General features: G+C 72.3%; 25 protein-coding genes. 7 read left to right on the forward strand and 18 right to left on the reverse strand.

The genetic code is table 11. From position 1 onward, the window contains the following. Positions 1–44: 44 nt before the first annotated feature. The 4 genes from sigE (at position 45) to ABZ495_RS07995 (ending at position 3390) form a co-directional block, all read left to right on the forward strand. Positions 45–899 (forward strand): RNA polymerase sigma factor SigE, encoded by an 855-nt coding sequence (gene sigE / locus ABZ495_RS07980; protein WP_359834940.1) that lies wholly within the window; start codon positions 45–47, stop codon positions 897–899. After that, positions 896–1933 (forward strand): zf-HC2 domain-containing protein, encoded by a 1038-nt coding sequence (locus ABZ495_RS07985; protein ID WP_329489472.1) that lies wholly within the window; start codon positions 896–898, stop codon positions 1931–1933. Before sigE ends, ABZ495_RS07985 begins: the two co-directional genes overlap by 4 nt. 130 nt (positions 1934–2063) lie before the next feature. Next, the gene (locus ABZ495_RS07990; RefSeq protein ID WP_359803284.1) at positions 2064–2507 is read left to right on the forward strand and encodes a sec-independent translocase; all 444 of its coding nucleotides are present in this window, start codon (positions 2064–2066) and stop codon (positions 2505–2507) included. A 208-nt stretch (positions 2508–2715) separates the two neighbouring features. Then, the gene (locus ABZ495_RS07995; protein ID WP_329489474.1) at positions 2716–3390 is read left to right on the forward strand and encodes a hypothetical protein; all 675 of its coding nucleotides are present in this window, start codon (positions 2716–2718) and stop codon (positions 3388–3390) included. Positions 3391–3502: 112 nt separating this feature from the next. Here ABZ495_RS07995 and ABZ495_RS08000 read toward each other — a convergent pair whose 3' ends face one another. From ABZ495_RS08000 to ABZ495_RS08055, 12 genes are all read right to left on the reverse strand, one after another. Beyond that, the gene (locus ABZ495_RS08000; protein WP_359834941.1) at positions 3503–4741 is read right to left on the reverse strand and encodes a site-specific integrase; all 1239 of its coding nucleotides are present in this window, start codon (positions 4739–4741) and stop codon (positions 3503–3505) included. After that, the gene (locus ABZ495_RS08005; protein ID WP_359834943.1) at positions 4741–4941 is read right to left on the reverse strand and encodes a helix-turn-helix domain-containing protein; all 201 of its coding nucleotides are present in this window, start codon (positions 4939–4941) and stop codon (positions 4741–4743) included. Before ABZ495_RS08005 ends, ABZ495_RS08000 begins: the two co-directional genes overlap by 1 nt. Further along, positions 4932–6311, reverse strand: coding sequence for a replication initiator protein RepSA (repSA, locus tag ABZ495_RS08010; RefSeq protein WP_359835033.1), 1380 nt, complete (start codon positions 6309–6311; stop codon positions 4932–4934). The genes ABZ495_RS08005 and repSA overlap by 10 nt, the downstream gene beginning before the upstream one ends. A 50-nt stretch (positions 6312–6361) precedes the next feature. Further along, on the reverse strand, positions 6362–6553 hold the full coding sequence (locus ABZ495_RS08015; protein ID WP_359834944.1) for a hypothetical protein: 192 nt from the start codon (positions 6551–6553) through the stop codon (positions 6362–6364). Between the two features lie 91 nt (positions 6554–6644). Further along, complete coding sequence (locus ABZ495_RS08020; protein ID WP_359834946.1) at positions 6645–7187, reverse strand: GGDEF domain-containing protein; 543 nt, start codon at positions 7185–7187, stop codon at positions 6645–6647. A gap of 77 nt (positions 7188–7264) precedes the next feature. Next, positions 7265–7801: a hypothetical protein gene (locus ABZ495_RS08025; protein WP_359834948.1), complete on the reverse strand. Its 537-nt coding sequence runs from the start codon at positions 7799–7801 to the stop codon at positions 7265–7267. After that, complete coding sequence (locus tag ABZ495_RS08030) at positions 7798–8001, reverse strand: hypothetical protein (RefSeq protein ID WP_359834950.1); 204 nt, start codon at positions 7999–8001, stop codon at positions 7798–7800. The genes ABZ495_RS08025 and ABZ495_RS08030 overlap by 4 nt, the downstream gene beginning before the upstream one ends. 13 nt (positions 8002–8014) lie before the next feature. Further along, positions 8015–8206, reverse strand: coding sequence for a mobile element transfer protein (locus ABZ495_RS08035; protein WP_359834951.1), 192 nt, complete (start codon positions 8204–8206; stop codon positions 8015–8017). A gap of 17 nt (positions 8207–8223) precedes the next feature. Next, on the reverse strand, positions 8224–8922 hold the full coding sequence (locus ABZ495_RS08040) for a DUF2637 domain-containing protein (RefSeq protein ID WP_359834953.1): 699 nt from the start codon (positions 8920–8922) through the stop codon (positions 8224–8226). An 82-nt stretch (positions 8923–9004) separates the two neighbouring features. Continuing rightward, positions 9005–10396 (reverse strand): FtsK/SpoIIIE domain-containing protein, encoded by a 1392-nt coding sequence (locus ABZ495_RS08045; RefSeq protein WP_359834955.1) that lies wholly within the window; start codon positions 10394–10396, stop codon positions 9005–9007. 5 nt (positions 10397–10401) lie between these two features. Continuing rightward, positions 10402–10743: a hypothetical protein gene (locus ABZ495_RS08050; RefSeq protein WP_359834956.1), complete on the reverse strand. Its 342-nt coding sequence runs from the start codon at positions 10741–10743 to the stop codon at positions 10402–10404. A gap of 138 nt (positions 10744–10881) precedes the next feature. After that, entirely contained in the window at positions 10882–11661 is a 780-nt protein-coding gene (locus ABZ495_RS08055; protein ID WP_359834957.1) for a GntR family transcriptional regulator, read from the reverse strand. A gap of 17 nt (positions 11662–11678) precedes the next feature. On the opposite strand from ABZ495_RS08055, the gene ABZ495_RS08060 reads away from it, so the two are divergent. Beyond that, positions 11679–12158 carry an NUDIX domain-containing protein gene (locus tag ABZ495_RS08060; protein WP_359835035.1) on the forward strand — a complete coding sequence of 160 codons (480 nt, stop codon included), beginning with the start codon at positions 11679–11681 and terminating at the stop codon, positions 12156–12158. Between the two features lie 505 nt (positions 12159–12663). Here the strand turns inward: ABZ495_RS08060 and ABZ495_RS08065 are convergent. From ABZ495_RS08065 to ABZ495_RS08085, 5 genes are all read right to left on the reverse strand, one after another. Then, complete coding sequence (locus ABZ495_RS08065; protein ID WP_359834959.1) at positions 12664–13683, reverse strand: ParA family protein; 1020 nt, start codon at positions 13681–13683, stop codon at positions 12664–12666. Positions 13684–13932: 249 nt separating this feature from the next. Further along, the gene (locus ABZ495_RS08070) at positions 13933–15093 is read right to left on the reverse strand and encodes an Mrp/NBP35 family ATP-binding protein (protein ID WP_329489475.1); all 1161 of its coding nucleotides are present in this window, start codon (positions 15091–15093) and stop codon (positions 13933–13935) included. A gap of 56 nt (positions 15094–15149) precedes the next feature. After that, positions 15150–15716, reverse strand: a complete 567-nt coding sequence (locus tag ABZ495_RS08075) for a DUF1003 domain-containing protein (protein ID WP_359803322.1) — start codon at positions 15714–15716, stop codon at positions 15150–15152. Positions 15717–15792: 76 nt separating this feature from the next. Continuing rightward, a complete protein-coding gene (locus ABZ495_RS08080) occupies positions 15793–17079 on the reverse strand; it encodes a CBS domain-containing protein (RefSeq protein WP_352295863.1) in 1287 nt (428 codons plus the stop codon). A gap of 158 nt (positions 17080–17237) precedes the next feature. Next, positions 17238–17798: a hypothetical protein gene (locus ABZ495_RS08085; protein WP_359803281.1), complete on the reverse strand. Its 561-nt coding sequence runs from the start codon at positions 17796–17798 to the stop codon at positions 17238–17240. A 160-nt stretch (positions 17799–17958) separates the two neighbouring features. On the opposite strand from ABZ495_RS08085, the gene ABZ495_RS08090 reads away from it, so the two are divergent. After that, positions 17959–18852 (forward strand): DMT family transporter, encoded by an 894-nt coding sequence (locus ABZ495_RS08090; RefSeq protein ID WP_329492235.1) that lies wholly within the window; start codon positions 17959–17961, stop codon positions 18850–18852. Between the two features lie 7 nt (positions 18853–18859). On the opposite strand, the gene corA is transcribed toward ABZ495_RS08090, so the two are convergent. Further along, the gene (corA, locus tag ABZ495_RS08095) at positions 18860–19984 is read right to left on the reverse strand and encodes a magnesium/cobalt transporter CorA (protein WP_329489478.1); all 1125 of its coding nucleotides are present in this window, start codon (positions 19982–19984) and stop codon (positions 18860–18862) included. 454 nt (positions 19985–20438) lie between these two features. Here corA and ABZ495_RS08100 point away from each other — a divergent pair, with 454 nt between their 5' ends. Further along, a complete protein-coding gene (locus tag ABZ495_RS08100; protein ID WP_329489479.1) occupies positions 20439–21086 on the forward strand; it encodes a suppressor of fused domain protein in 648 nt (215 codons plus the stop codon). Positions 21087–21183 lie beyond the last annotated feature (97 nt).

The following is a 21183-nucleotide window of genomic DNA, read 5'->3' on the forward strand; positions in this document are numbered from 1 at the left end:
TACCCCCCGGGCACTTTTATCCGGGCTTGACGGGCGAGGTGGATATGGTGGTGGCCCTGCTGGGCAGAAGAGCCAACCGAGGAGGTGTGGCCGAGGGCGACGTCCCTGTGCGGCGGCACTCCCGCGGCACCGCGTCAGCCCGTACGCCGAAGCCCGTGATGAACCAGTCTGCGCACTCCACCCTGGACCAGCCGGTCGCCGCGACGCCGGCCGCCGGTACCACCGAGGCACCCGCCGCCCTCGCGAGCTTCGCCGAGGGTCCCGACGCGCAGACCTGGACTCCGCCCTCCTGGGAGGAGATCGTCGAGGCGCACAGCGCCCGCGTCTACCGACTCGCCTACCGCCTGACGGGGAATCAGCACGACGCCGAGGACCTCACCCAGGAGGTCTTCGTCCGGGTGTTCCGTTCGTTGTCGACCTACACCCCCGGCACGTTCGAGGGCTGGTTGCACCGGATCACCACCAACCTGTTCCTGGACATGGTCCGCCGGCGCCAGCGGATCCGCTTCGACGCGCTCGGCGACGACGCGGCCGAGCGCCTGGCCAGCCGCGAGCCCAGCCCGGCCCAGCACTTCAGCGACACCCACTTCGACGCCGACGTCCAGCAGGCGCTGGACACCCTCGCCCCGGAGTTCCGCGCCGCCGTGGTGCTCTGCGACATCGAGGGCCTCTCCTACGAGGAGATCGCGGCGACGCTGGGCGTCAAGCTCGGCACCGTCCGCAGCCGGATCCACCGCGGCCGCTCGCACCTGCGCGCCGCGCTGAAGCACCGCGCCCCCGGCGCGGCCCCGGGCCGCGAGCGCCGGGGCGGCTCCGAGGAGCCGGTACCGGTGCCGGTCGGCGCCGTCGCGGGTGAGGCCACGGTCGCGCCGGGCGGGCGCGGACGGAGGCGATCGTGAGCGGAACCGGCCGGTCGGGACCGGGTCGGCCGGACGCTCCCGGCAAGGCCGCCGCCTGGCGCGGCGGCTGGCCCCAGCTGGGCCGGCGCGGCCACGAGGACGGCGCCGAGGACCCGCTGCCGCCCGTTCCGGCCCTGCCGGGTGAGGCGTCGCTGCGCGCGGTCGCCCTCCGGCCCGCCGAACCCGCCGCCGAGGAGCACCACCTCGGGGAGCGGCTCTCCGCCTTCGTCGACGGCGAACTCGGCCACGACTCCCGCGACCGCGTCCAGGCCCATCTGGCGACCTGCCCGCAGTGCCTCGCCGAGGCCGACGAGGGCCGCGCCGTGAAGCACCTGCTGACCCGGACCGGCACCCCCGGCCCGTCCTCGGCGCTGATGTCCCGGCTGATGGCCGTCGGCACGCTCCAGGACGAGGACGCTCCCGCCGAGCGGCCGCGCCGGGACGACGACGACCTGCCCGGCGGCGGGCTGCCCGCGGCCTGGGGGTCCCCCCGGCCGGAGACCGGCGGCACGCTCGGCGGCAGCCGGCTGAACGGCGGCTCCTTCGGCCGTGGCGCGGGCGCCTTCGGTGCGGGCGCGCTCGGCGCCGACGCACCGGTCCCCGGTGTCGACCCCCGCGCGTTCGGGCGCGGGAGCTCGGTGCTGCGCCCGCTGATGGGCCGGCGCTCCGGCCGTCCCGAGGCCTCCGCGGTGCCGCGCCCGGCCGCGGCCGCCACCGGCCCGGTGGTGACCCGGCAGGCTCCGCCGCGCGGGCGCCGCTTCGTCTTCGCCGCCGCCGGGGCTTTCTCGGTCGCCGCGGTGACGCTGGGCGGGGTCGGCGGCTTCGCCGCGCAGAGCGACGATCAGCACGGCACCTCGGTGAGCCCGGCCGGCAACCCCGGCCGCGGCGGCGGGTACGCCCCGATGAAGGCCCAGGTCCCGGTGGACTTCCCGGTCCGCCCGGTGGCGGCCACCCGCAGCGCGACCCCGCAGCAGATCGTGCCGGACCGGACCCCGAGCTCGGGCCTCGCCGGGCTGCACCAGGAGAACCGGTAGCGCGGACCGGCCACCGCGGCCATGGTCATCGACGGCTCTTCACCACGGCTTCATCACACTGTGGGGTCCGGATCCGACGGTGGCCATTACGCTGTAGGAACCCGTTGTCCGACGAGCTGAGGGAGCTTAGGTGTTCAGCGACGTAGGCGGACTGGAGATCCTGACTCTGGTCATCATGGCCATCGTGATCTTCGGTCCGGACAAGCTGCCGAAGCTGATCCAGGACACCATGGGCTTCATCAAGAAGGTCCGCTCCTTCGCCGACTCGGCCAAGGAGGACATCCGCAGCGAGCTGGGCCCGGAGTTCAAGGACTTCGAGTTCGAGGACCTCCACCCCAAGACCTTCGTCCGCAAGCAGCTCATGGGCGGCCAGGACGACCCGCTGGGCCTCAAGGAGATGCGGGACAGCCTGGACATCCGCTCGGTGCTGGACGACAAGCCCGCCGCCGCCGTGAACGGCCACGGGCGCGCCGGCACGGTCAGCATGGACAAGTCCGCCGCGGTGGCCCCGGCCTCCGCCGGCGCCGCGCTCCAGCCCGGCGAGCGCCCTCCGTTCGACCCCGACGCCACCTGATCCCGCGTCGCTCCGACGACGCCACCGCCCCGCCCGGCCGCACGGCTGAGCGGGGCGGCGGCGTGTGCGCCGCTATTGTGCTGAATGTTCCCGCTGTGCCATCGGTCACTTCCGGTCGGTTCCGGCCCGAAGGCACCCGGCGGGAACGCCGCGGTACGCCACCATGGGAGCGCACCACGGCAGGAGATCTGCGTTGAGGAGGCCCGGGATGGACGCGACGAGTCATGCGGTGGGGACGGCGACGGCCGACGGCCCGACGGTCGGCGGACAGGCCGGCCCGGCCGACCCACTGGTCCCCTACCTGTCGGCGGACTTCCCCTGGTACGGCCTGGACGACGGCTGGACCGGCCGCCGCTACCTGATCCAGGCCGGCGCCGGCGGCCCGCGCGGTGGCGCGCCCGGCAGCGTCGACTACGGCACCCTCGGCCACGGTGAGGAGCCGGCCCGGCAGTACGAGCCGCGGGACATGCGCAAGTTCGCCGTGGTCGTCACGGTGGCCCGCCGGGGCAGCCGCCGCAGCGCCGACAACACCGGCACGCTGGAGGCGACCTCGGCCTCCTCCGCCGCCTGGCTGGCCGGCTCCGGCCTGCTCGCCTCCACCTGGCCGGGCCAGCTGGACCGCACGCTGCGCCAGGACTGGCTGGACCAGCAGAGCACCCTCGCCTGGGACCTCGCCGACGACCTGGCCGGCCCCGGGTGGTCCACCCTCAGCCTCCCGGTGAACGGCCTGCCGCAGCCCTTCCGCTACCGCGAGTCCGAGTACGGCTGGGTCCTCGCGGGCGAGGCCCCCGGCGTCCTCCTCGGCGCCTACGGCCGCGGCGTCAGCGCCTACGGCACCGGCTTCTCCACCGTCCCCGACCTGACCGCCTACACCCGCCCGTAGCCCGCCCCGCCCCGGGACAGCGCGAAGGGCCGGGCGAACCGCCCGGCCCTTCGCGAGGATCAGAACTTGTTCAACTGATGCTGGCAGGTCTCTGACCTGCTTAGATGCATGCTCAGCCAGGCCGCTGGGCCGTGTCCGGGCCGTCGGCCGGATCGGGGCCGTTCCCGAAGGCCAGATCGACGGCTTCCTTGGTCCGCTTCTCGCTGCTCGGCATGAGGTGCGTGTAGGTCCGGAGCGTGAAGCCCGGATCGTGGTGGCCCAGGTACTCGCTCAGTGCCTTGATGCTCTCGCCCGCGTCCAGGAGCACCGAGGCGTAGAAGTGTCGCAGGGCATGCATGCCGTTCTCACGGCCGAGCGGCGCGCCGGCGGCGGTGAGGGCCGGACGCCAGATCTCCCGGTTGAACCTGTTGCGGTTCAGGCTGAACCCCTTGGCGTCCACGAACAGCAGGTTTGCAGTGGTCGGCGGCCCGTCCACACCCCGCCAGGGGAGGGTGACGGCGACCGGCGGGTGAGCCATCAGATGGGCTCGAAGAGTCTGGGCCACCGAGCCTGGCAGCGGGACCTTACGGGTCTTGTTGCCCTTGGGCAGGGAGAACACCGGGCGGTTCCTGATCAGCCGAACCTGTCGGTTTACGTGGAGCACGCTCTCGGCGAAGTCCAGATCTTCCACGGCGAGGCCGAAGATCTCCCCCTGACGCAGACCGCAGCCACCGGCCAAGTCCACCATCGGCCGGTAGCCGTCGGGGAACGTCGCACGGACAGCCAGCACCCGGGCCGTCAGCCACGGGACGATGCGGCGCGCGGCCAGCTTCGGGGCCCGGACCGAGGTCGACCGGCAGGGGTTGTTCGGGATCAGCCGGTCTTCCACCGCCGCAGTGAGCATGGTCCCGAGGTTCGCGAAGACGACCCGCTGTGACGCGGGGGAGAGCCCTTGGTCGGAGAGCTTCACCAACCACTCGCGGATGTCGGACGGCCGGAGCGAGCTGAGCGGGCGCGTCCCGAGGTGCGGCACAACGTGCAGCCGGATGCGCTGCTCGGTGCTGACGTACGACTGCGGGTCCATGCTGAGCGAGGCGAGCCACTTGTCCGCGTGCTGCTTGACGGTCACCCGGCCGGCATTCGGGTCGATGTACTGGCCGCGCGCCATGTCGGCCTCGATCTGGAGGAGCCACTGTTCGGCCTTGCGCTTCTGGCGGTCGGGGAAGGATTTGGACTTCTCGGTGCCGTCGGGGCCGACGTAGCGGGCGCGGTAGCGCATGCCGGTGCCGTGGCGGTCGGTCTTGACCTTGCGGGGCTTGCCGTCGGGGCCGGGTTCGGTCTTGTACCAGCGGTCCTGGATGTGGCCGGCCATCAGGCAGCCTCCTCACTCAGGGTCTCGATCCAGCTGTGCACCTTCGCGGGGTCGAAACGCAGGTGCCGGCCTACGCGGAAGCCCGGCGGGCCGGTGCGCTTGCGGCGCCACTGGTAGACGGTCTCGACCGGGATGTCGAGCAGCGCGGCCAGGTCGACCGGGGTCAGGTAACGGTCGGGTAGTGCACTCTTCACGGCCATGTGATCTCCCCCTCTTCGCGCGCGAGTTGGGCGCGCAGCTCCTCGCGGTCGGTGGTGTGGCGGTCGTGCAGTTCGCGGGCGATGGCGGCGGCGAGCATGGACTCGCCGGGGGTGTTACCGGAGCCGGCGAAGGTCCAGTGGGCGAGGACGAGGGTTTCGGCGTCGGCCAGGTCGTCGAGGTCCGGGAGGCCGGCGGCGAGCAGACGCTCGCGCAGCTCCTGGCGGGCCTGTTCGGCGCGGTGGTCGGCGCGGACCTGGCGCAGGGCGCCGAGGGTGGTCGAGTACGTGGGCGACTTGGAGGAGAAGTGGCCGCGGAAGCCGAGCATGTGGGACCAGTGGGCGAGGAGCCGGTCCGGGTAGTGCGGGTCGAGGTCCCAGCAGGCTTCGATCAGACGGCGGGTGTGGTTCGGCAGGTCGTGGCGGTTGAGTTCGTGGCGCTCCAGGATGCGGCGGTCCACGGATTCGGTGGTCTCGGCGGACTTGGTGGCGTACTTGGCGACGTAGGAGGCCACGGCCTGTTCGCTGATCTCGCCGGCGGCGAAGGCGCCGATCGGGCGGACGTCGACCTGGGTGCCCCACTGGAGGACGCGGGCGGGCTGGCCGGGGGCGGAGGCGAGGGGGATGCCGGCCCGGCGGGCGGCGGCGCGGATGGAGGCGTTGAGGAGGGCGAGGGTGGCCCAGTCCGGCGGCGGGGTGTCGGGTCCGTCGGGGCCGTCGATGCGGATGACGGCGTGGAAGTGGACGGCGCCGCGGCGCTGGTACTCGGCGACCTTGCCGAAGGAGATCTTCGCGCGTTCCTTGAAGTCGCGTTGGGTGAGGCCGGCGAGCTTGGCCATGGTGCGGAACAGGTAGATGGTGAAGCGTCGCCACAGGTCGGGGGCGTGGTTGTTCCAGAGCACGGCGTGGGCGTAGTCGTAGCGGTCGGGGTCGAGCGGGGTGCCGAGGACTGCGGCGCCGGCGGGGTGAGCGGTGCCGCAGCGGCAGGTGCCGGTGTCGGGGCGGTTGTGGACCGGGCCGAAGGACGGGGCGGTGAGGGTGGCGAAGACGCGGGGGTGGGCGCGGACGGTGTCCGGGACGCCCTTGGTCTGGTCTCCGGCGAGTCCGGCGCGGATGAGGTGGTAGGTGTCGGCGGCGTAGGTGCGGGCGCAGGAGGGGCAGCGGGAGGCGCGGCGGTTGCCGCAGGCGACCTTGAGCCGATGGCCGGGTTCGTGGTCGGTGGTGTAGCGGTGCCAGACGGCGCCGGTCGGGCCGTGGGTGAGGGTGCGGAAGCCCTTGAGGTGGATGGGATTGGCGCAGCCGCCGGTGCGGCGGATTTGCTCGGTCAGCTGGGGCAGGTCGCCCCGGGCGGCGAGCCTGGCGAGATCCGCCAGGGCAAGCCGGGCCGGGACGACCTGGGTGGTGATGGGCAAGCGGGTCACCTTCAGAGCTGGGCCGGAGCGGCGGCGGGCGCGGCACGGCGGGTGACGGTGCCGGTGCCCTGACAGGTGCGGCAGGCGGCGTGGAGGGTGGCGCGGGTGCCGTCCGGGAGGCGGGTGCCGGTGGCGATGGCGGCGCGGGCGAAGCCGTCGCAGTCGGGGCAGATCCGGGCCGCGGGGGCGGGGTGCTGGGGCATGATGGCGGTCTCCTTCGTGGGCTTCGGTTCGGGAGGGGTTGCGGCTCCGGGGCGGTGGGATGCTTGGCGGCTTTTGCCGCCCCGGGGCCGGTCAGCGGCGGCGCGCGGTGCGGCCGTCGGGCTTGCGGGCGTACATGTCGCGGTCGGCGGCGGACAGCGCTTCGGTGAGCAGGAGCGCGGCCGGGTGCGAGGCGCCGACGGAGGCCCCGACCGGGAGCAGGACGCCGGCGAACGGGACCGGTTCGTGCAGCGCGGCGCGCAGGTCGTCCAGGCGGTGCGCGGAGTCGAGGACGACGGCGGCGAACTCGTCCCCGCCGAGGCGGGCGGCCAGGCCGTGCGAGCTGCACCAGTGAATGAGCCGGTCGGCGGTGGCGGCGAGAACGGCGTCACCGGCCGCGTGGCCGTGGGTGTCGTTGACGGCCTTGAAGTCGTCCAGGTCGACCAGGAGGACGGTCACGCGCTCCGGGCGCGAGCGGATTAGGCGTTCGGCGCGGGCGGTGAAGCCGTCGCGGGTGAGCAGGCCGGTCAGCGGGTCGCGACGGGCGTGGGCGAGCCGGCGGTGGAGCCAGGTGCCGTGGGCGCTCCAGCCGACGAGCGGGACGCCGGCGAGGGCGAGAATCGGGGCGAGGTCCATGTGCGGGTCCTTTCGGTACGGGCTGCGGGCCCCGGGGCGGTGGGATGCTTGGCGGCTTTGGCCGCCCCGGGGGCCGGTCAGAGGCCGAGGGACTGTGCGCGGGCGGCGGCCCGGTCGAGCAGGTGGTGGACGTCCGCCTGGCGGGTCGTGGGGCGGTCGTTGTACTGGTCGGGCGAGCTGACGGGACGTCCGGTGGCGTGGAGCACTTCCATGACCTGGGTACGGGCCCAGGCGACGGTGTCCGGGGTGCCGTAGCCGTGGACGAGGACGCCGGCTTGGGCGCCCAAGATGCAGACCCGGCCGGCCGAGTCCCACAGGGCGCCCTGGAGCCAGCCGAAGGCGCCGATGTAGCGGGAGGTGAGCCGCAAGTGGTCGGCAACGGTCACCGGGACGGGCCGGGCAGGGCGGTGGACCAGGCGGTCCAGCAGCGTCGGCCGGGGCACCGGGTAGCCGGCGTTCCAGGCCTGGACGGCGGAGCCCAGCGGGCACACGTACGGGACGGCCGGGCGTGCGGTGGCGGGAAGGCCGGCCAGATAGCGCTCGATCTCGGCGACCAGGGCGGCGCCCTCGGGGGTCAGGGCGAGGGAGCGGGGCAGCAGGAGGGCGGCGGTCACGGCCGGCTCTGCTGGGTGTCGTTGACGACCTGGACGCCGGTGCGGGTGGTGCCGTCGATGAGCGGGGCGACGAAGGTGTCGGCGAGGTAGAAGCCGAAGAGGCCGATCACGACGGCGACCCAGAGCCGGACGCCGAGGAAGCGGATGGCGGCCCAGGCGGCGACGCCGAGGACGAGGACCAGGGGCAGGGTGAGAGTCATGGCGGTGCTCCTGTCAGCGGACGGTGCAGCGGTGGGTGCGGGCGGCGATCTCGGCGGCGGCGCGCGAGTCGAACTCTGCGGAGAATCCGCAGCGCGGGGCGGTGCAGACAGCGGAGTGCTTCTCGCGGCCCCGGCCGTCGTAGAAGGTGGCGACGTGGACCGGGCCGATGCGGATCACGTTGCGGGGGCGGATCGGGCGGGGCATATGGGCCTCCTGTCGGGTCAGGTGAGCTGGGCGGCGATGGCGGCGGCGAACTGGGGCGGGACACCGAGCCGGGCGCGAAGGGTGTCCGTGTCGATCGGCTCGCCGGTACGTGCGCGGTGGTCGTCGGCGACCTTGCGGGCGTGCTCGACCAGCGCGGCGGGCAGGGCGGGGGAGGGCGGGGCAGCGGCGGGCGCGGGTTCCGGGGCAGGTGCGGGCAGGAGACTGGGCAGCTCCTCGGCGACCGGCAGCGGCTCCGGGGCGGGCGCCGGTTCGGGCTCCGACACGGCGGCCGGCTGCCCGTAGACGGGCGGTTCGTCATCGAGGACGGGCGGGGCGGTGGCGGTCTCGCGGCTGCTGTGGGCGAGCAGGGTGCCGCCGAAGAACGCCAGGGCAGGCCACCCGGCGACGAGGATCCGCAGCCAGGTCGGGACGTGGCCCAGGTCGAGCAGTCCGGCGGTGGCCACGTTCGCTCCGAGCGAGGCGGCCAGGGCGATGGCGAACCACGTCCAGGCGGCCCGGGCGGATTCGCCGACGGCGCGGAGCATCCGCATGCGGCGCCAGGCGGCGACCAGTAGCAGGTCGACGGAGACCGGGTAGGCCCACGCCTTCCACCCGTACTGGCCGGCCGCTGCGGCCAGGTCGTGCAGGTGGGCGAAGGACAGGGCGCCGGCGATGGCGGCTTGGATCAGTACGGCGTCGGGGCGGGGCGGACGCATCGTCGGTCCCTTCCGGGAGTTGGGCAGGGAGGGGTAGGGACGTGGCGCGGGAGACGGTCGCGCCGACCGGGGGAGGGGGTGGCTACTCGGCGGCCGGGGCCGGGGCGAAGCGCGGCGGCGACGCGGGCATCGGCGGGACGGCCGGGAGCGGCGCGACCACGGGCCGGAAGCGCTCCAGGCCCGGCAGCGCGGGCGTGAGGTGGGCGGTGCTGCGGCAGATATCGGCGGCGCGGGCGAGAGAGAGGTGCGGCGTACGGATGCGGGACCAGCCACCGGAGGAGTCCCCGGCGACCGCGACACCCGGCATGTCCGGTGCGATCTGGGTGGCAGCCAACACTGCCTCCGGGGAGACGTCCCCGAGGCCCATCTCCGCCGTGGGACGGTCGTTGACCCGGTGGACCACGCGACCCGACAACTGGGCGCGGAGCATGGTCGCGCCCTTGCCCAGCTCCGAGCCGAAGCGCTGACCGCACGCCTCTACGAACATCCCCGCGCCCCGGCCGAGTTGGGCCAAACGGATCAACTGGGTGACCATGTGGTCCCGCCGTTCCTCGTCCTTGCGGGTGGCGACCAGGAACAGCTCCGCCACCTCGTCGACGAGGAGGATCACCGGCACCGGCCGCAGCTTCGCCGGCAGTCCCCAGATGTCCGAGGTGATCTCATGCGAGGCCACCGACCCGACCAGGCCCTGGTGGTGGCGGAGCAGGTCGTAGCGCTCCTCCATCATCTCCACCAGCGCATCGAGCAGATCGCCGGCGGACTGCGGGTCGGTGGCCAGGGCCGACAGCCGCGGGGCGAACGGCACCTGTTCGACGCCCCGCTTGCAGTCGATCCCGACCAACGCCACGTCCAGCTTGGCGAGTTCGCTGACCAGGTTGCGGATGTAGACGGACTTGCCGGACAGCGTGGCGCCCAGGGTGAGCGCGTGCGGGATGGCGCGGTAGTCGCGGACGAACGCCGTGCCGTCCTCTCGCATCGCCACCGGCACGACCAGGTCCCCGACCGGCCGACGACGCGGCATCCGCACCCGTCGCAGCACGTCGAACCCGGTCATCCGCAGCTCCACCACCCCGGGCCCGATCACGCTCACATGTACGCCGTGGACACCCCAGGCGTGGCGGAGACGTTCCGCCGAGGCGGCGACATCCGCCGGCTCCTGGCCCGGCGCGAGCCGGATGCGAAGCCGCAGCCCGGTCATGGTCGGCCGGACCCGGCGGATACGCGGCGGCACCGGCCGGATCTCCCGGCGCGAGGTCGCCCGGGTGACCAGCACCCGCAGCCGGGACGGCGGTACGGTCAGCCCGCAGGCGTCCATGGTGCTGCCGTACGTCGCCGAGACCCGAACCGCCGTGACCGGCAGGCCGATCGCCGACCAGTACAGGGCCGGAGCCTTCGCCCGCGCGAACGCGGCACCACCAGCGGCGGCGGCAACCGGGACGCCCGCCTCGGCGAGGACCTGAACTCCCGACGACATGGCCGTCAGCCCTGAACCGGAACGAGCGAGGTGACCGCCGCAGCGCGGAACGAGATCCCGTGACGCTTCTGGCCGTTGAACTCGTTCTCCCAGTCGCGCGCCTTCAGCCCGGTCAGCGCGACCGGCATACCGACGCTCAGCCCCTCCGAGATCCCGGTCTCCGGCACCGACACGGTGTAGAGGTTGGCCTCACCCTCGTCCGCGATCGTGAGCCCGACGGTCATCATCCGGGCACCCGTCTCCTTGTCGACCGCGATCTCCCCGGTCTGCCGGTTCACCACCTTCGGCGCCGGCGGGACCGCGACGAACACGAACGCGGTGGAGGTGTCGACCTTGAACACAGCCATGGCTGCTTCTCCTCTAAATGAGGTGACCTCCTGCACTCATGTACAGGAGTGATGAGTAGAAGAGTGCAGGACTCCTGTATATGAGTCAACCTGCCGCGAGAAAGAATCTTGCGACGGGTTGCGGAAGTTGAGCGGGCGTCAGTCGCGCGCGGCGAACCGGTAGTCGAGAACGAACTGGTCAGCGGCCATGACGGTGTCGCAGACCTCGACGACGCGGCCGGCCGTCGTGATGGCGTCGCGGACGAGATGGATCACCGGCGAGCCGGGGCTCAGTGCCAGCGCGGCCGTCTCGGGCTTGGTTGCCAGCCGGGCCCGCACCGTCTCGACGAACTCCGCCAGGACGTGCCCGTGCTCCTCCAGTCGGGCATAGATGCCACCGCCCCCGGGGTTCTCGGCGAACACCTCGGGAATGTCCTTGACCACGTCCCACGGAAGGTACGAAGTCGCTTCCTCGGTCGGGACCCCGTCACGGAAGTAGCGACGTTTGCGGGCGAGCACCTGGGCGCCGGCAGGCACGTCCAGGCGCTCGGCGATCTCCGGGGGAGCCTCAGTGGGACCGACGAACAGCACGGTCACGGACGGGACGCCGCCGGACACCTCAGCTTCGGCGAGGTAGGCCGCCTTGCCGGCGTTCCGGTGGGCCCGGCGGAAGCGGTCCGAGGACTTGCGCTGCACTGGCGGCCGGGCGCGGACGAAAGAGCCGCGGCCGTGGTGCGTCTCGATCAGCTGGGAAGTGCGAAGCTCCGCGATGGCCTTGCGGACCGTTCCGGAGGCGACGCCGTACCGCTGCATCAGCTCGGCTTCACTGGGCACGGCCGCGCCGGGAGCGAGCGTCCCCGATTTGATCTGGGCGGCGAGGTCATCCGCGATCTGCAGGTACTTCGCCTTGGCCGAAGAGGCCACGTCGTCACTCGCCATAGTCCTTTGGGGCTCCTATTCTCCTGTACATGAGTACCAGCCCCGCATTGCAAGTTACAACGCCTCTCCACTCGGTGTCGGTGGCCGGTGCTGTCGTACGCGAGGACGGACGGGTCCTGGCCATCCGGCGAGCCGACAACGGTACCTGGGAGCCCCCGGGCGGAGTGCTAGAGCTGACAGAGGCCGTCGAGGACGGCGTGCGCCGCGAGATCTTCGAGGAGACCGGCATCAAGGTGAGCGTCGAACGGCTCACCGGCGTCTACAAGAACGTCACCCGCGGAGTCGTCGCCCTGGTCTTCCGCTGCCACCCCGAAGGCGGCGCCGAGCAGCTGTCCGATGAGTCCACGGCGGTCGACTGGCTCACCCCGGCCGAGGTGGAGGACCGCATGGGCGAGGTCTACGCCGTGCGCATGCTGGACGCGCTCCGGGGCGACGCAGCCCCGAGCATCCGGACCCACGATGGCCGGCACCTCCTGGACGAGCAGGTGGCTCGCTGATCGGCGAGTAGCCCAGGGCGTCACTTATGTGACGGTCTCCCAGCCAGCGGGTTCAGTGGATCAGTCGGGGTGGGTGGAGGGGGTTGTTACGACTTTCGCTACTTCATCAAGGCTCGCTGCGCTCGCGGCGCTGGCCCGCCGCTCGCCTCCGCTCCTGTCTGCGCCCCGCGACGGCGGCGGCCGGCCGCGCCAGGGCGGACGGACGACGTAAGGACAAACCCGCCGGGGCTGGGGGCGGGCGCCGACGCGATCTTTACCCACCTCCCTGGCCCGGGACCCGCGTCGAGCAAGAACGGGGGGCCACTCGGCCAAATTGCGGTCAGGCCCAAAGAGCCCTGACCGAGTCGCAACAGCTTACGGCCCCCCGATCATGCTCGACCCCAAACCAGACAGGACACCGGCCAAAGATCGCGCCAACGCCCGCTGCGGTAGCGATGCCCGCCTGAATATCCCAACGAAAAGCCGCCCCCAGCCCGTTTTGTGCTGGGGGCGGCCAATTTCTCGACTAGAGAAGTGCCGTAAGGCTCTCCATGGCTTCCACGCAGTTGGCCCGATAGTCCTCATGGACCGTAACTCGATGTCCCATTACGTCGAGGCGACCGGACTGCAGGCCATAAAGTGGGCAGCCTCGGGCGAATGCCACGACACCAGTGGTCTGGAAGTCGCGAATATCGACCAAGCCGTCCTCGGTGGCGTCGAAGGTGAAGATGTCGGGGTTGCTCTCCAAGAGCTTGGCGACGTCCTCCTCGATTGAGCGCAGCACTGCGGCATAGGCCGATGCCGGTCCCATGTACTGCGTCAGGCGGTTCTTCGCGATCGCATGAACCTGAGGGAGCGAGCGGCCTGCCTCGCGAAGGCGCGTGGCGAATGCATAGGTAGCGTAGATATCAGACGGGAGTTTCAGCCCGTAGACCAGGGAGAACGCGTTCTGGATGGCTCGGCGTGACGAATCATCCGCCATAACGGGGAGGATCAGGCGGTCAACCGCAGAGAGAGCGATCTGGGTGTAGATCGAAAAGCTGGGGTTGCAGTCGACGAAGATCGTGTCGTATTGGTCCTTGATGGGGTCAAGGAGGTCGCGAATCCAGTCGACAACTGCGAGCCAGGCGTTGGTGCCAGGGATCTGGTTGTTGGCGAGGGTTGAAATCGCATTTGCCTGGAGTTCGAGCAGGGGATCGCCGCACACGAGGTCGATGTTCCCGGGTACTGACGGATTGTACTGATGCGGGCGGGTGATGAAGTCGGAAGGCGAGATTGACGGCGGTGCATACGGGGAGGGGAGTCGCTGCTGAAAGTAGCCGCCCAGCGTAGCCCGAGGCAGTTCCCCCTGTCGGGCAAGGAGCCTTCCGCTTCCGTCGTTGGACAGGCCACCAAGGAAGAGTTCGGACAGGTTTGCTTGGGGGCAAACGTCGATTGCGAGGATTCGCTCCTCGGGGTGCTGGTGCGCATAGAAGCAGATGGACTGGAAGCACAGGCTGGTCTTTCCCGTGCCGCCCTTGTTGTTCCAGAACGCGTACGTGGTCAACGCTTCCTCCGATGTCTCTTGATGACACTATAGCGTCCCAGTAAGACGTTGGCACGTCACTTTTGGACGCTGGACAGTCGAGTCTGGCGGAGGAGTGCGCGCGAGACGGTCCCGGCTGCGATGCTCCCGGGGCCGTCTCTGGGCCGTATGAGGTCGACCAGCGCCAACCAGCGTTGACAACCAGCGACAGCAAACGGGCTGGTCAGCGAGGCGGGCGAGTGCCCGTTCGCTGACCAGCCCGGTGGTTGATCAGAACTTGTTCTTCGGGGTGAGGCCGAGGGAGAGGCCGGAGAGGCCGCGCTGGCGGCCGCCGAGCTTGCCCGCGACGGCGCGCAGGGCGGCGCCGGCGGGGGAGTCGGGCGCGGCGAGCACGACCGGGCGGCCGTCGTCGCCGCCCTCGCGCAGCCGGACGTCGATCGGGATCGAGCCGAGCACCGGCACGTTGGCGCCGACGGTCCGGGTGAGCGCGTCCGCGACGATCTGGCCGCCGCCGGTGCCGAACACGTCGATCATCTCGTCGCAGTGCGGGCAGGGCATGCCGGACATGTTCTCGATCACGCCGACGATCTTCTGGTGCGTCTGCACCGCGATGGTGCCGGCCCGCTCGGCCACCTCGGCGGCGGCCATCTGCGGGGTGGTGACGATCAGGATCTCCGCGTTCGGGACCAGCTGCGCGACCGAGATCGCGATGTCGCCGGTGCCGGGCGGCAGGTCCAGCAGCAGGACGTCGAGGTCGCCCCAGTAGACGTCGGCCAGGAACTGCTGGAGCGCGCGGTGCAGCATCGGGCCGCGCCAGACCACCGGGGCGTTGCCGGGGGTGAACATGCCGATCGAGATGACCTTCACGCCGTTCGCCTGCGGCGGCATGATCATGTCCTGGACCTGGGTGGGCCGGCCCTCGACGCCCAGCATGCGCGGCACGCTGTGGCCGTAGATGTCGGCGTCCACCACGGCGACCTTCAGGCCGTCCGCGGCCATCGCGGCCGCGAGGTTCACCGTCACGGAGGACTTGCCGACGCCGCCCTTGCCGGAGGCGACTGCGTAGACCCGGGTCAGCGTGCCCGGCTTGGCGAACGGGATCTCGCGCTCCGGGGCGCCGCCGCGCAGCAGCTGGGAGAGCTCCTTGCGCTGCTCGTCGCTCATCACGTCGAGCTCGACCTCGACGCCGGTGACGCCGGGGACCGCGCCGACCGCGTCACGCACCCGGGTGACGATGGTGTCACGCATCGGGCAGCCGGAGACGGTGAGGTAGACCGCGACGCGGACCTCGCCGCTCTCGGCGATCTCGACCGATTTCACCATGCCGATCTCGGTGATCGGACGGTTGATCTCCGGGTCGTTCACGGTCGCCAGCGCCTGGCGTACGGACTCCTCCGTGACGCCGGCCGCGACCTCTGTCTCGTTGGCCATGCCTTGATGGTACGGCGCCGGGCGTACCGCTTAACCGGTCGGTAGCGTGCTGCCGGTCACAGCATCCCGGAACCCTCCCGGCGTTCGTCGATCTCCTTGAGCAGGGACTGCAGTTCGGAGCGGACCGCGCCCAGCTCCGAGGCGATGAAAGCCCGGGTGGCGACCTCGCCGAGGCCCTGGCGCAGGGCCGCCACCTCCCGGGTCAGGTACTCGGTGTCGGCGATGTTCCGATCGCTGCGGGCGCGGTCCTGCTCCATGTTGACGCGGTCCCGGTCGTCCTGGCGGTTCTGCGCCAGCAGGATCAGCGGCGCCGCGTACGAGGCCTGCAGCGAGAGCATCAGGGTGAGGAAGATGAACGGGTAGTCGTCGAAGTGGACGGCGTCCGGCAGCACCGTGTTCCAGCCCACCCAGACGACCACGACGACGGTCATCCAGACGATGAACCGCCCGGTGCCCAGGAAGCGCGCGATCCGCTCGGAGAGCTTGCCGAAGGCCTCCGGGTCGTACGTCGGCAGGGTGATCAGGCCGGGCCTGGTGGTCCGCGGCTGGTCCAGCCGGGAGCGGGAGGCGACGCCGGTGGAGGGCTCGGCGCGGCGCTCGCGGGCGCCCTCCCGGGCGCGCAGTTCGCGCAGCTGGCGCAGTTGGCGCAGCTCGCCCTGGAGGCGCTGGCGGGGGGTGTCCTCCCGTCGGCCCTTGCGGTCAGCGTCCACCGGTCAGCACCTCTCGCTCGTCGTCCGGTCCGTGCAGGGCGGCCTCGCGCCAGTCCTCCGGCAGCAGGTGGTCGAGCACGTCGTCGACGGTCACCGCGCCGACCAGGTGGTCCGCCTCGTCGACCACCGGCGCGGCGACCATGTTGTACGTCGCCAGGTAGCTGGTGATCAGGGACAGCGGGGTGTCCGGCGGCAGCGGGTCGAGGTCGTCGTCCACCAGCGAGCCGACCAGGGTGTACGGGGGCTCGCGCAGCAGCCGCTGGAAGTGCACGGTGCCCAGGTACTTGCCGGTCGGCGTCTCGTTCGGCGGGCGGCAGACGAAGATCTGCGCGGCCAGCGCCGGCTTGTTGTCCGCGACCCGGACGCGGGCCAGCGCCTCGGCCACCGTGGCGTCCGGCTCCAGCACGATGGGCTCGGTGGTCATCAGACCGCCGGCGGTGTTCTCCTCGTACCGCAGCAGCCGGCGGACCGGCTCGGCCTCGTCCGGTTCCATCAGCTGGAGCAGGCGCTCGGCCTCGTCGCCGGGCAGCTCGGAGAGCAGGTCGGCGGCGTCGTCCGGGTCCATCGCCTCCAGCACGTCGGCGGCGCGCTCGTCCTTCAGCTTGCCGATGATCTCGACCTGGTCGTCCTCGGGCAGCTCCTCCAGGACGTCCGCGAGCCGCTCGTCGTCGAGCGCGGCGGCCACCTCGGCGCGGCGCTTGGCGGAGAGGTGGTGCATGACGTTGGCGAGGTCGGCGGGGCGCAGCTGGTCGAAGGTGGCGAGCAGGTTGGCGGCGCCCTGGCCCTCCTCGGTGAGGCTGAAGCCGGTGACGTCCTGCCAGTCCAGGGTGAGCGACTCGCCCTTGGCCTTGCGCAGCCGGCCGACCCGGCCGACCTGGACGAAGACCTTGCTGATCTCCCACTCGCGCAGCCGGGTCTGCACCATCGCGACGTCCAGGACGGTGACGTCCTGACCGGTCTTGGTCCAGCTGACGGTGCGGTCCAGCAGCTCGCCGAGCACGAGGGTCTCGGACGGGCGCTGTTCGAAGCGGCGCATGTTGATCACGCCGGTGGTGAGCACCTGGCCGGACTCCAGGCTGGTCACCCTGGTCATCGGCAGGAAGATCCGGCGCCGGCCGATCACCTCGACCACCAGACCGAGCACCCGGGGCGGCCGGCCGCCGAGGCGGAGCGTGACCACCACGTCGCGCACCCGGCCGACCTGGTCGCCGTTCGGGTCGAAGACGGCGACGCCGGAGAGGTGCGAGATGAAGACCCGGCTGCCTGCCCCTGCCATGGACTCCCTCGCTCGCTCGGCGCCCCCAGGAGCGCGCGGGCGCGGCCCGCGGCTTGTCGGACCAGCCCCAGGCTACCCGCGCGTCCCGCACCCGGCCCGACGAGCCACGGCGCCGATCCGGCCGTCCGGGGAGGGCTGAGCGGCGGCGCGGCGCGGGCTCAGCGCTTGCGGCGCTTGAACAGCAGCTTCGGGAGGCCGGCCGGTACGGGCTCGCGGGTGGTGGCCGAGGTGGGCAGCGGCGCGGTGGCGTGGGACTCGTCGGGCATGGCGCCCGGGTGTTCGGCGAGCAGGTCCCGCCCGGTGCCGACCGGCTCCAGCCGGAGCACCCGGCACTCGCGGGCCCAGCGGTCGGCGATGGTGTCGGTGTCGGGCGCGTTCAGCCGCTTGCCCTTGAGCTCCTCGACGGCGCCCAGCCAGGCCTCGCCGTGCGGCTCCGGCTCGACCACGCGGGCCGTCCAGCCGGTGAGACGGCCGCCCTTGTCCTTGCTGCGGACGGTCACCACCGCGCCGGCCCCGGCGGTCAGGCCGTGCAGCGGCTGCTCGGCGCCGTCGCCGACCACGACCACCGCGCCGTCGTGCCAGGCGTGCCAGAGCGGGCGGCTGTGCTCCTGGCCGTCCGCGCGCACCCAGAGCAGGCCGGACTTCTTCGCGGCCTCCTCCAGGAGGGCCTGGTCGAGGAAGTCGTCGGCGGTGGCGGCTGCGGCGGGCGTACGGTCCATGGCGGACAGCGTACGGCCTGGGCTGTCCACGGGGTGTCTCACCGGTCGGGCGACAGTTCCAAGACGGCCGCACGGGCCTTACCTTAGGAGCCGCCCGACTCCCACCCCGAGCCCGAGGAGCACCGTGCCGACCCGGCCCGAGACCGCAGCCCCCGCCACCGTGTCCGGCCCCGCCGCGCCGCCGCCGCACCCGCTCCCCAGGCTGGACCTGCTGCTGCTCGCCGTCTCGGTCTCCGGCATCTCGCTCTCCGCGCCGCTGATCAGCGCCACCGCCGCGCCCGCCCTGGCGATCGCGTTCTGGCGCAACGTCATGTCGGTCGGTGTGCTGGGTCCGTACGCGCTGCTGCGGCACCGGGCCGAGCTGCGCGGGATCGGCCGCCGGGCACTGCTGCTGGCGGCGGCGGCCGGCGCGCTGCTCGCCGTGCACTTCGCGCTCTGGATGCCGAGCCTGCGGATGACCTCGGTGGCCTCGGCGACCGCGCTGGTGACCACCACGCCGCTCTGGACCATCCTGCTGATGCGCCTCGGCGGGGTGCGGGCGCCCCGCGCGGTGTGGATCGGCATGACGGTGGCGTTCGCCGGTGTGCTGGTGCTCACCGGGGTCGACCTCACGCTCTCGCCGCGGGCCCTGCTGGGCGACGCGCTGGCGCTGGGCGCGGGCCTCGCCGCGGCCGGCTACATGCTGCTGGGGGCCGAGGTCCGCCGGACCGTCAGCACCACCGCCTACACCCTGGTCTGCTACGCCACCACGGCGGCCGTCCTGCTGGTGGTCTGCCTGGTGGCCGGGACGCCGATGGCCGGCTGGCCGGCCGGCGTCTGGTGGCAGATCGTGCTGCTGATGGTCACCGCCCAGCTGCTCGGCCACTCGCTCAGCAACCGGGTGGTGCGCACCCTCGGCCCGTCCGTCACCTCCACCGCCATCCTGCTGGAGACCCCGGGCGCCGCGCTGATCGCGGCGCTCTGGCTCGGGCAGTGGCCCCCGGTGGCCGCCTACCCGGCGGTGGTGCTGATCCTGCTGGGCCTGGTCCTGGTCGCCCGGGGCGGCCGGCGGTGACGGCCGGCTACAGCCAGCCGTTGCGGCGGAAGCCGCGGTACATCCCGATGCAGATCAGGACGACGCTGCCGAGCACCATCGGGTAGCCGTACTCGTGGTGCAGCTCCGGCATGTAGTCGAAGTTCATGCCGTAGACGCCGGTGATCATGGTGGGCACGGCGAAGATCGCCGCCCAGGCGGTGATCTTGCGCATGTCCTCGTTCTGCGCGACCGACACCTGGGCCAGGTTGGCCTGGAGCAGCGAGTTCAGCAGCTCGTCGAAGCCGTGCACCTGCTCGGTGACCCGGGCGAGGTGGTCGGCGACATCCCGGAAGTACTTCTGGATGTCCGGGTCGACCAGCCGCTGGAGCGGCTCGGAGAGCTGCTGCATGGGCCGCAGCAGCGGTGTCACCGCGCGCTTGAACTCCAGGACCTCGCGCTTGAGCTGGTAGACCCGGCCGACGTCGGTGCCCCGGCCGCCCTTGTTGGAGAAGACGTCGAACTCGATCTCGTCGACGTCCGTCTGGAGCCGGTCGGCGACCAGCAGGTAGTTGTCCACCACGTGGTCGGCGATGGCGTGCAGCACCGCGGAGGGGCCCTTGGCCAGCAGCCCGGAACCGTCCGCGTCGGCCTCCAGCCGGTGCCGCAGCTCCTGCAGCGAACTGTGCCCGCCGTGCCGGACGGTGATGACGAAGTCCCGCCCTGCGAAGACCATCAGCTCGCCGGTCTCGACCACCTCGCTGGTCGGGGTGAGCTGGTCGTGCTCGACGTAGCGGATCGTCTTGAAGACGGCGAACAGCACGTCGTCGTACCGCTCGACCTTGGGCCGCTGGTGCGCGTGGACGGCGTCCTCGACCGCCAGCGGGTGCAGGCCGAAGCGCTGTGCGATGCCCTCGAACTCGGCCTCGGTCGGCTCGTGCAGTCCGATCCAGCTGAACGATGCCGCGCCGTCCGGCAGTTGCTGCGAGGCCTTCACCCGGCGGGCTGCCTCGCGCGGGCTGCAGCTCTCGCCGTGCCGCTTGCCGGACTGGTACACCGCGCAGTCCACCACCGCGGAGGCGGACTGGCCCGGGTGGATCGAGTCGAACAGGCCGCTCGCGGAACGGCGGCGGTTGGTGCGGACGGCTGCGCGCAGGCTGTTGATCATCGACATGGCAGGCTCCCTGGGCAGGAGCCGCCGCACGGCGGCACGGTGGCGGATGGCCGTGGTGCGACGGCATGGAACACCGGTGGAATGACGCCTGCGGTCGGTCCTCGGCCTTGCTGGGGCTCGCGCTGGAACGACCGGACGCCGGTGAGGGTGCTCTCCCGGCCGGGGCCGACTTCGCCTGGGTCCGTCTCGAAGAACGCGGCTGCCGATCGGCTACTGGTGCCGCTGTTTCAGCCTGCGAGGCGAGGGGTACGGGGAAGGCGTCCGGGCCGGGTAGAGCTGCCGGTACTGCATGGTCGGCTGGTATCCACCGCAACCACCTCCTTCACGCCGCTGCCCCGGAGAGAGGATCCCCGGTGGCCAGTCGCTCACACTAACATCTGACCGGGCATCGTCGCTGCGACGTTCTCCCGGTGGTCCTGCCGGCTCCGCGGCCGCACCGGTTACGCTCACCGGCATGGCGCACGACTTCCCGCTCTTCGGTGACCCCTCCGGCGGCTCCCACGACCCGGCCGGCCTCTCCCGGGAGGCCGTGCTGGCCGCCGTCGAGGCCCGGCTGCTGACCACCTTCGGCGAGCCGAGCGGCCGCGCCGCGGTCACCTTCCTCGGCGCGGACCGGATCGAGGTGCTGCGCTTCGGTCCGGACGCCGAGGGGCTGGTCCGCTACGCCACGCTCGGGATGGCCGCCGCGCCGATGGCGGACCCGACCGCGCCGGTCGCCGACCAGGTCCGCGGCCCCCGCGCCGAACTGCTGCTGACGATCCGTGGGGCCCGTGACACCGTGCTCCGCACCCTGGCCACCTTCGCCGCGACGCCGCAGGTGGAGGGCCTGGTGCTGGCCCCCGGCGGCTCGCTGGACCTCGGCTCCCCGCTCTGGGACGGCGCGCCGTTCACCTCGGTGCTGGCCGCCGAACCGGGCGGTCTGGTGCCCGACCTGGAGCTCGACGAGCCGGCCGACCCGGTGCGCTTCCTCCCGCTGCTGCCGATGACGCCCAACGAGGCCGGCTGGAAGCGGGTGCACGGCGCGGCCGCGCTGGAGGAGCGCTGGCTGAAGCACGGCACCGATCTGCGCGACGCCGACCGCCGCGGGGTGCCGCTGGACTGACGCCCGGTCACCGGGGTCCGCAGCGCCCGCCGCAGCGGGGGCGCGCGCCCCCGACGGGCCCGGCCGTGTGCTCCCGCACGCCCGCGCGTCCGGCCCG

Source organism: Kitasatospora sp. NPDC005748, assembly GCF_040630735.1.
Taxonomy (GTDB): Bacteria; Actinomycetota; Actinomycetes; order Streptomycetales; family Streptomycetaceae; genus Kitasatospora.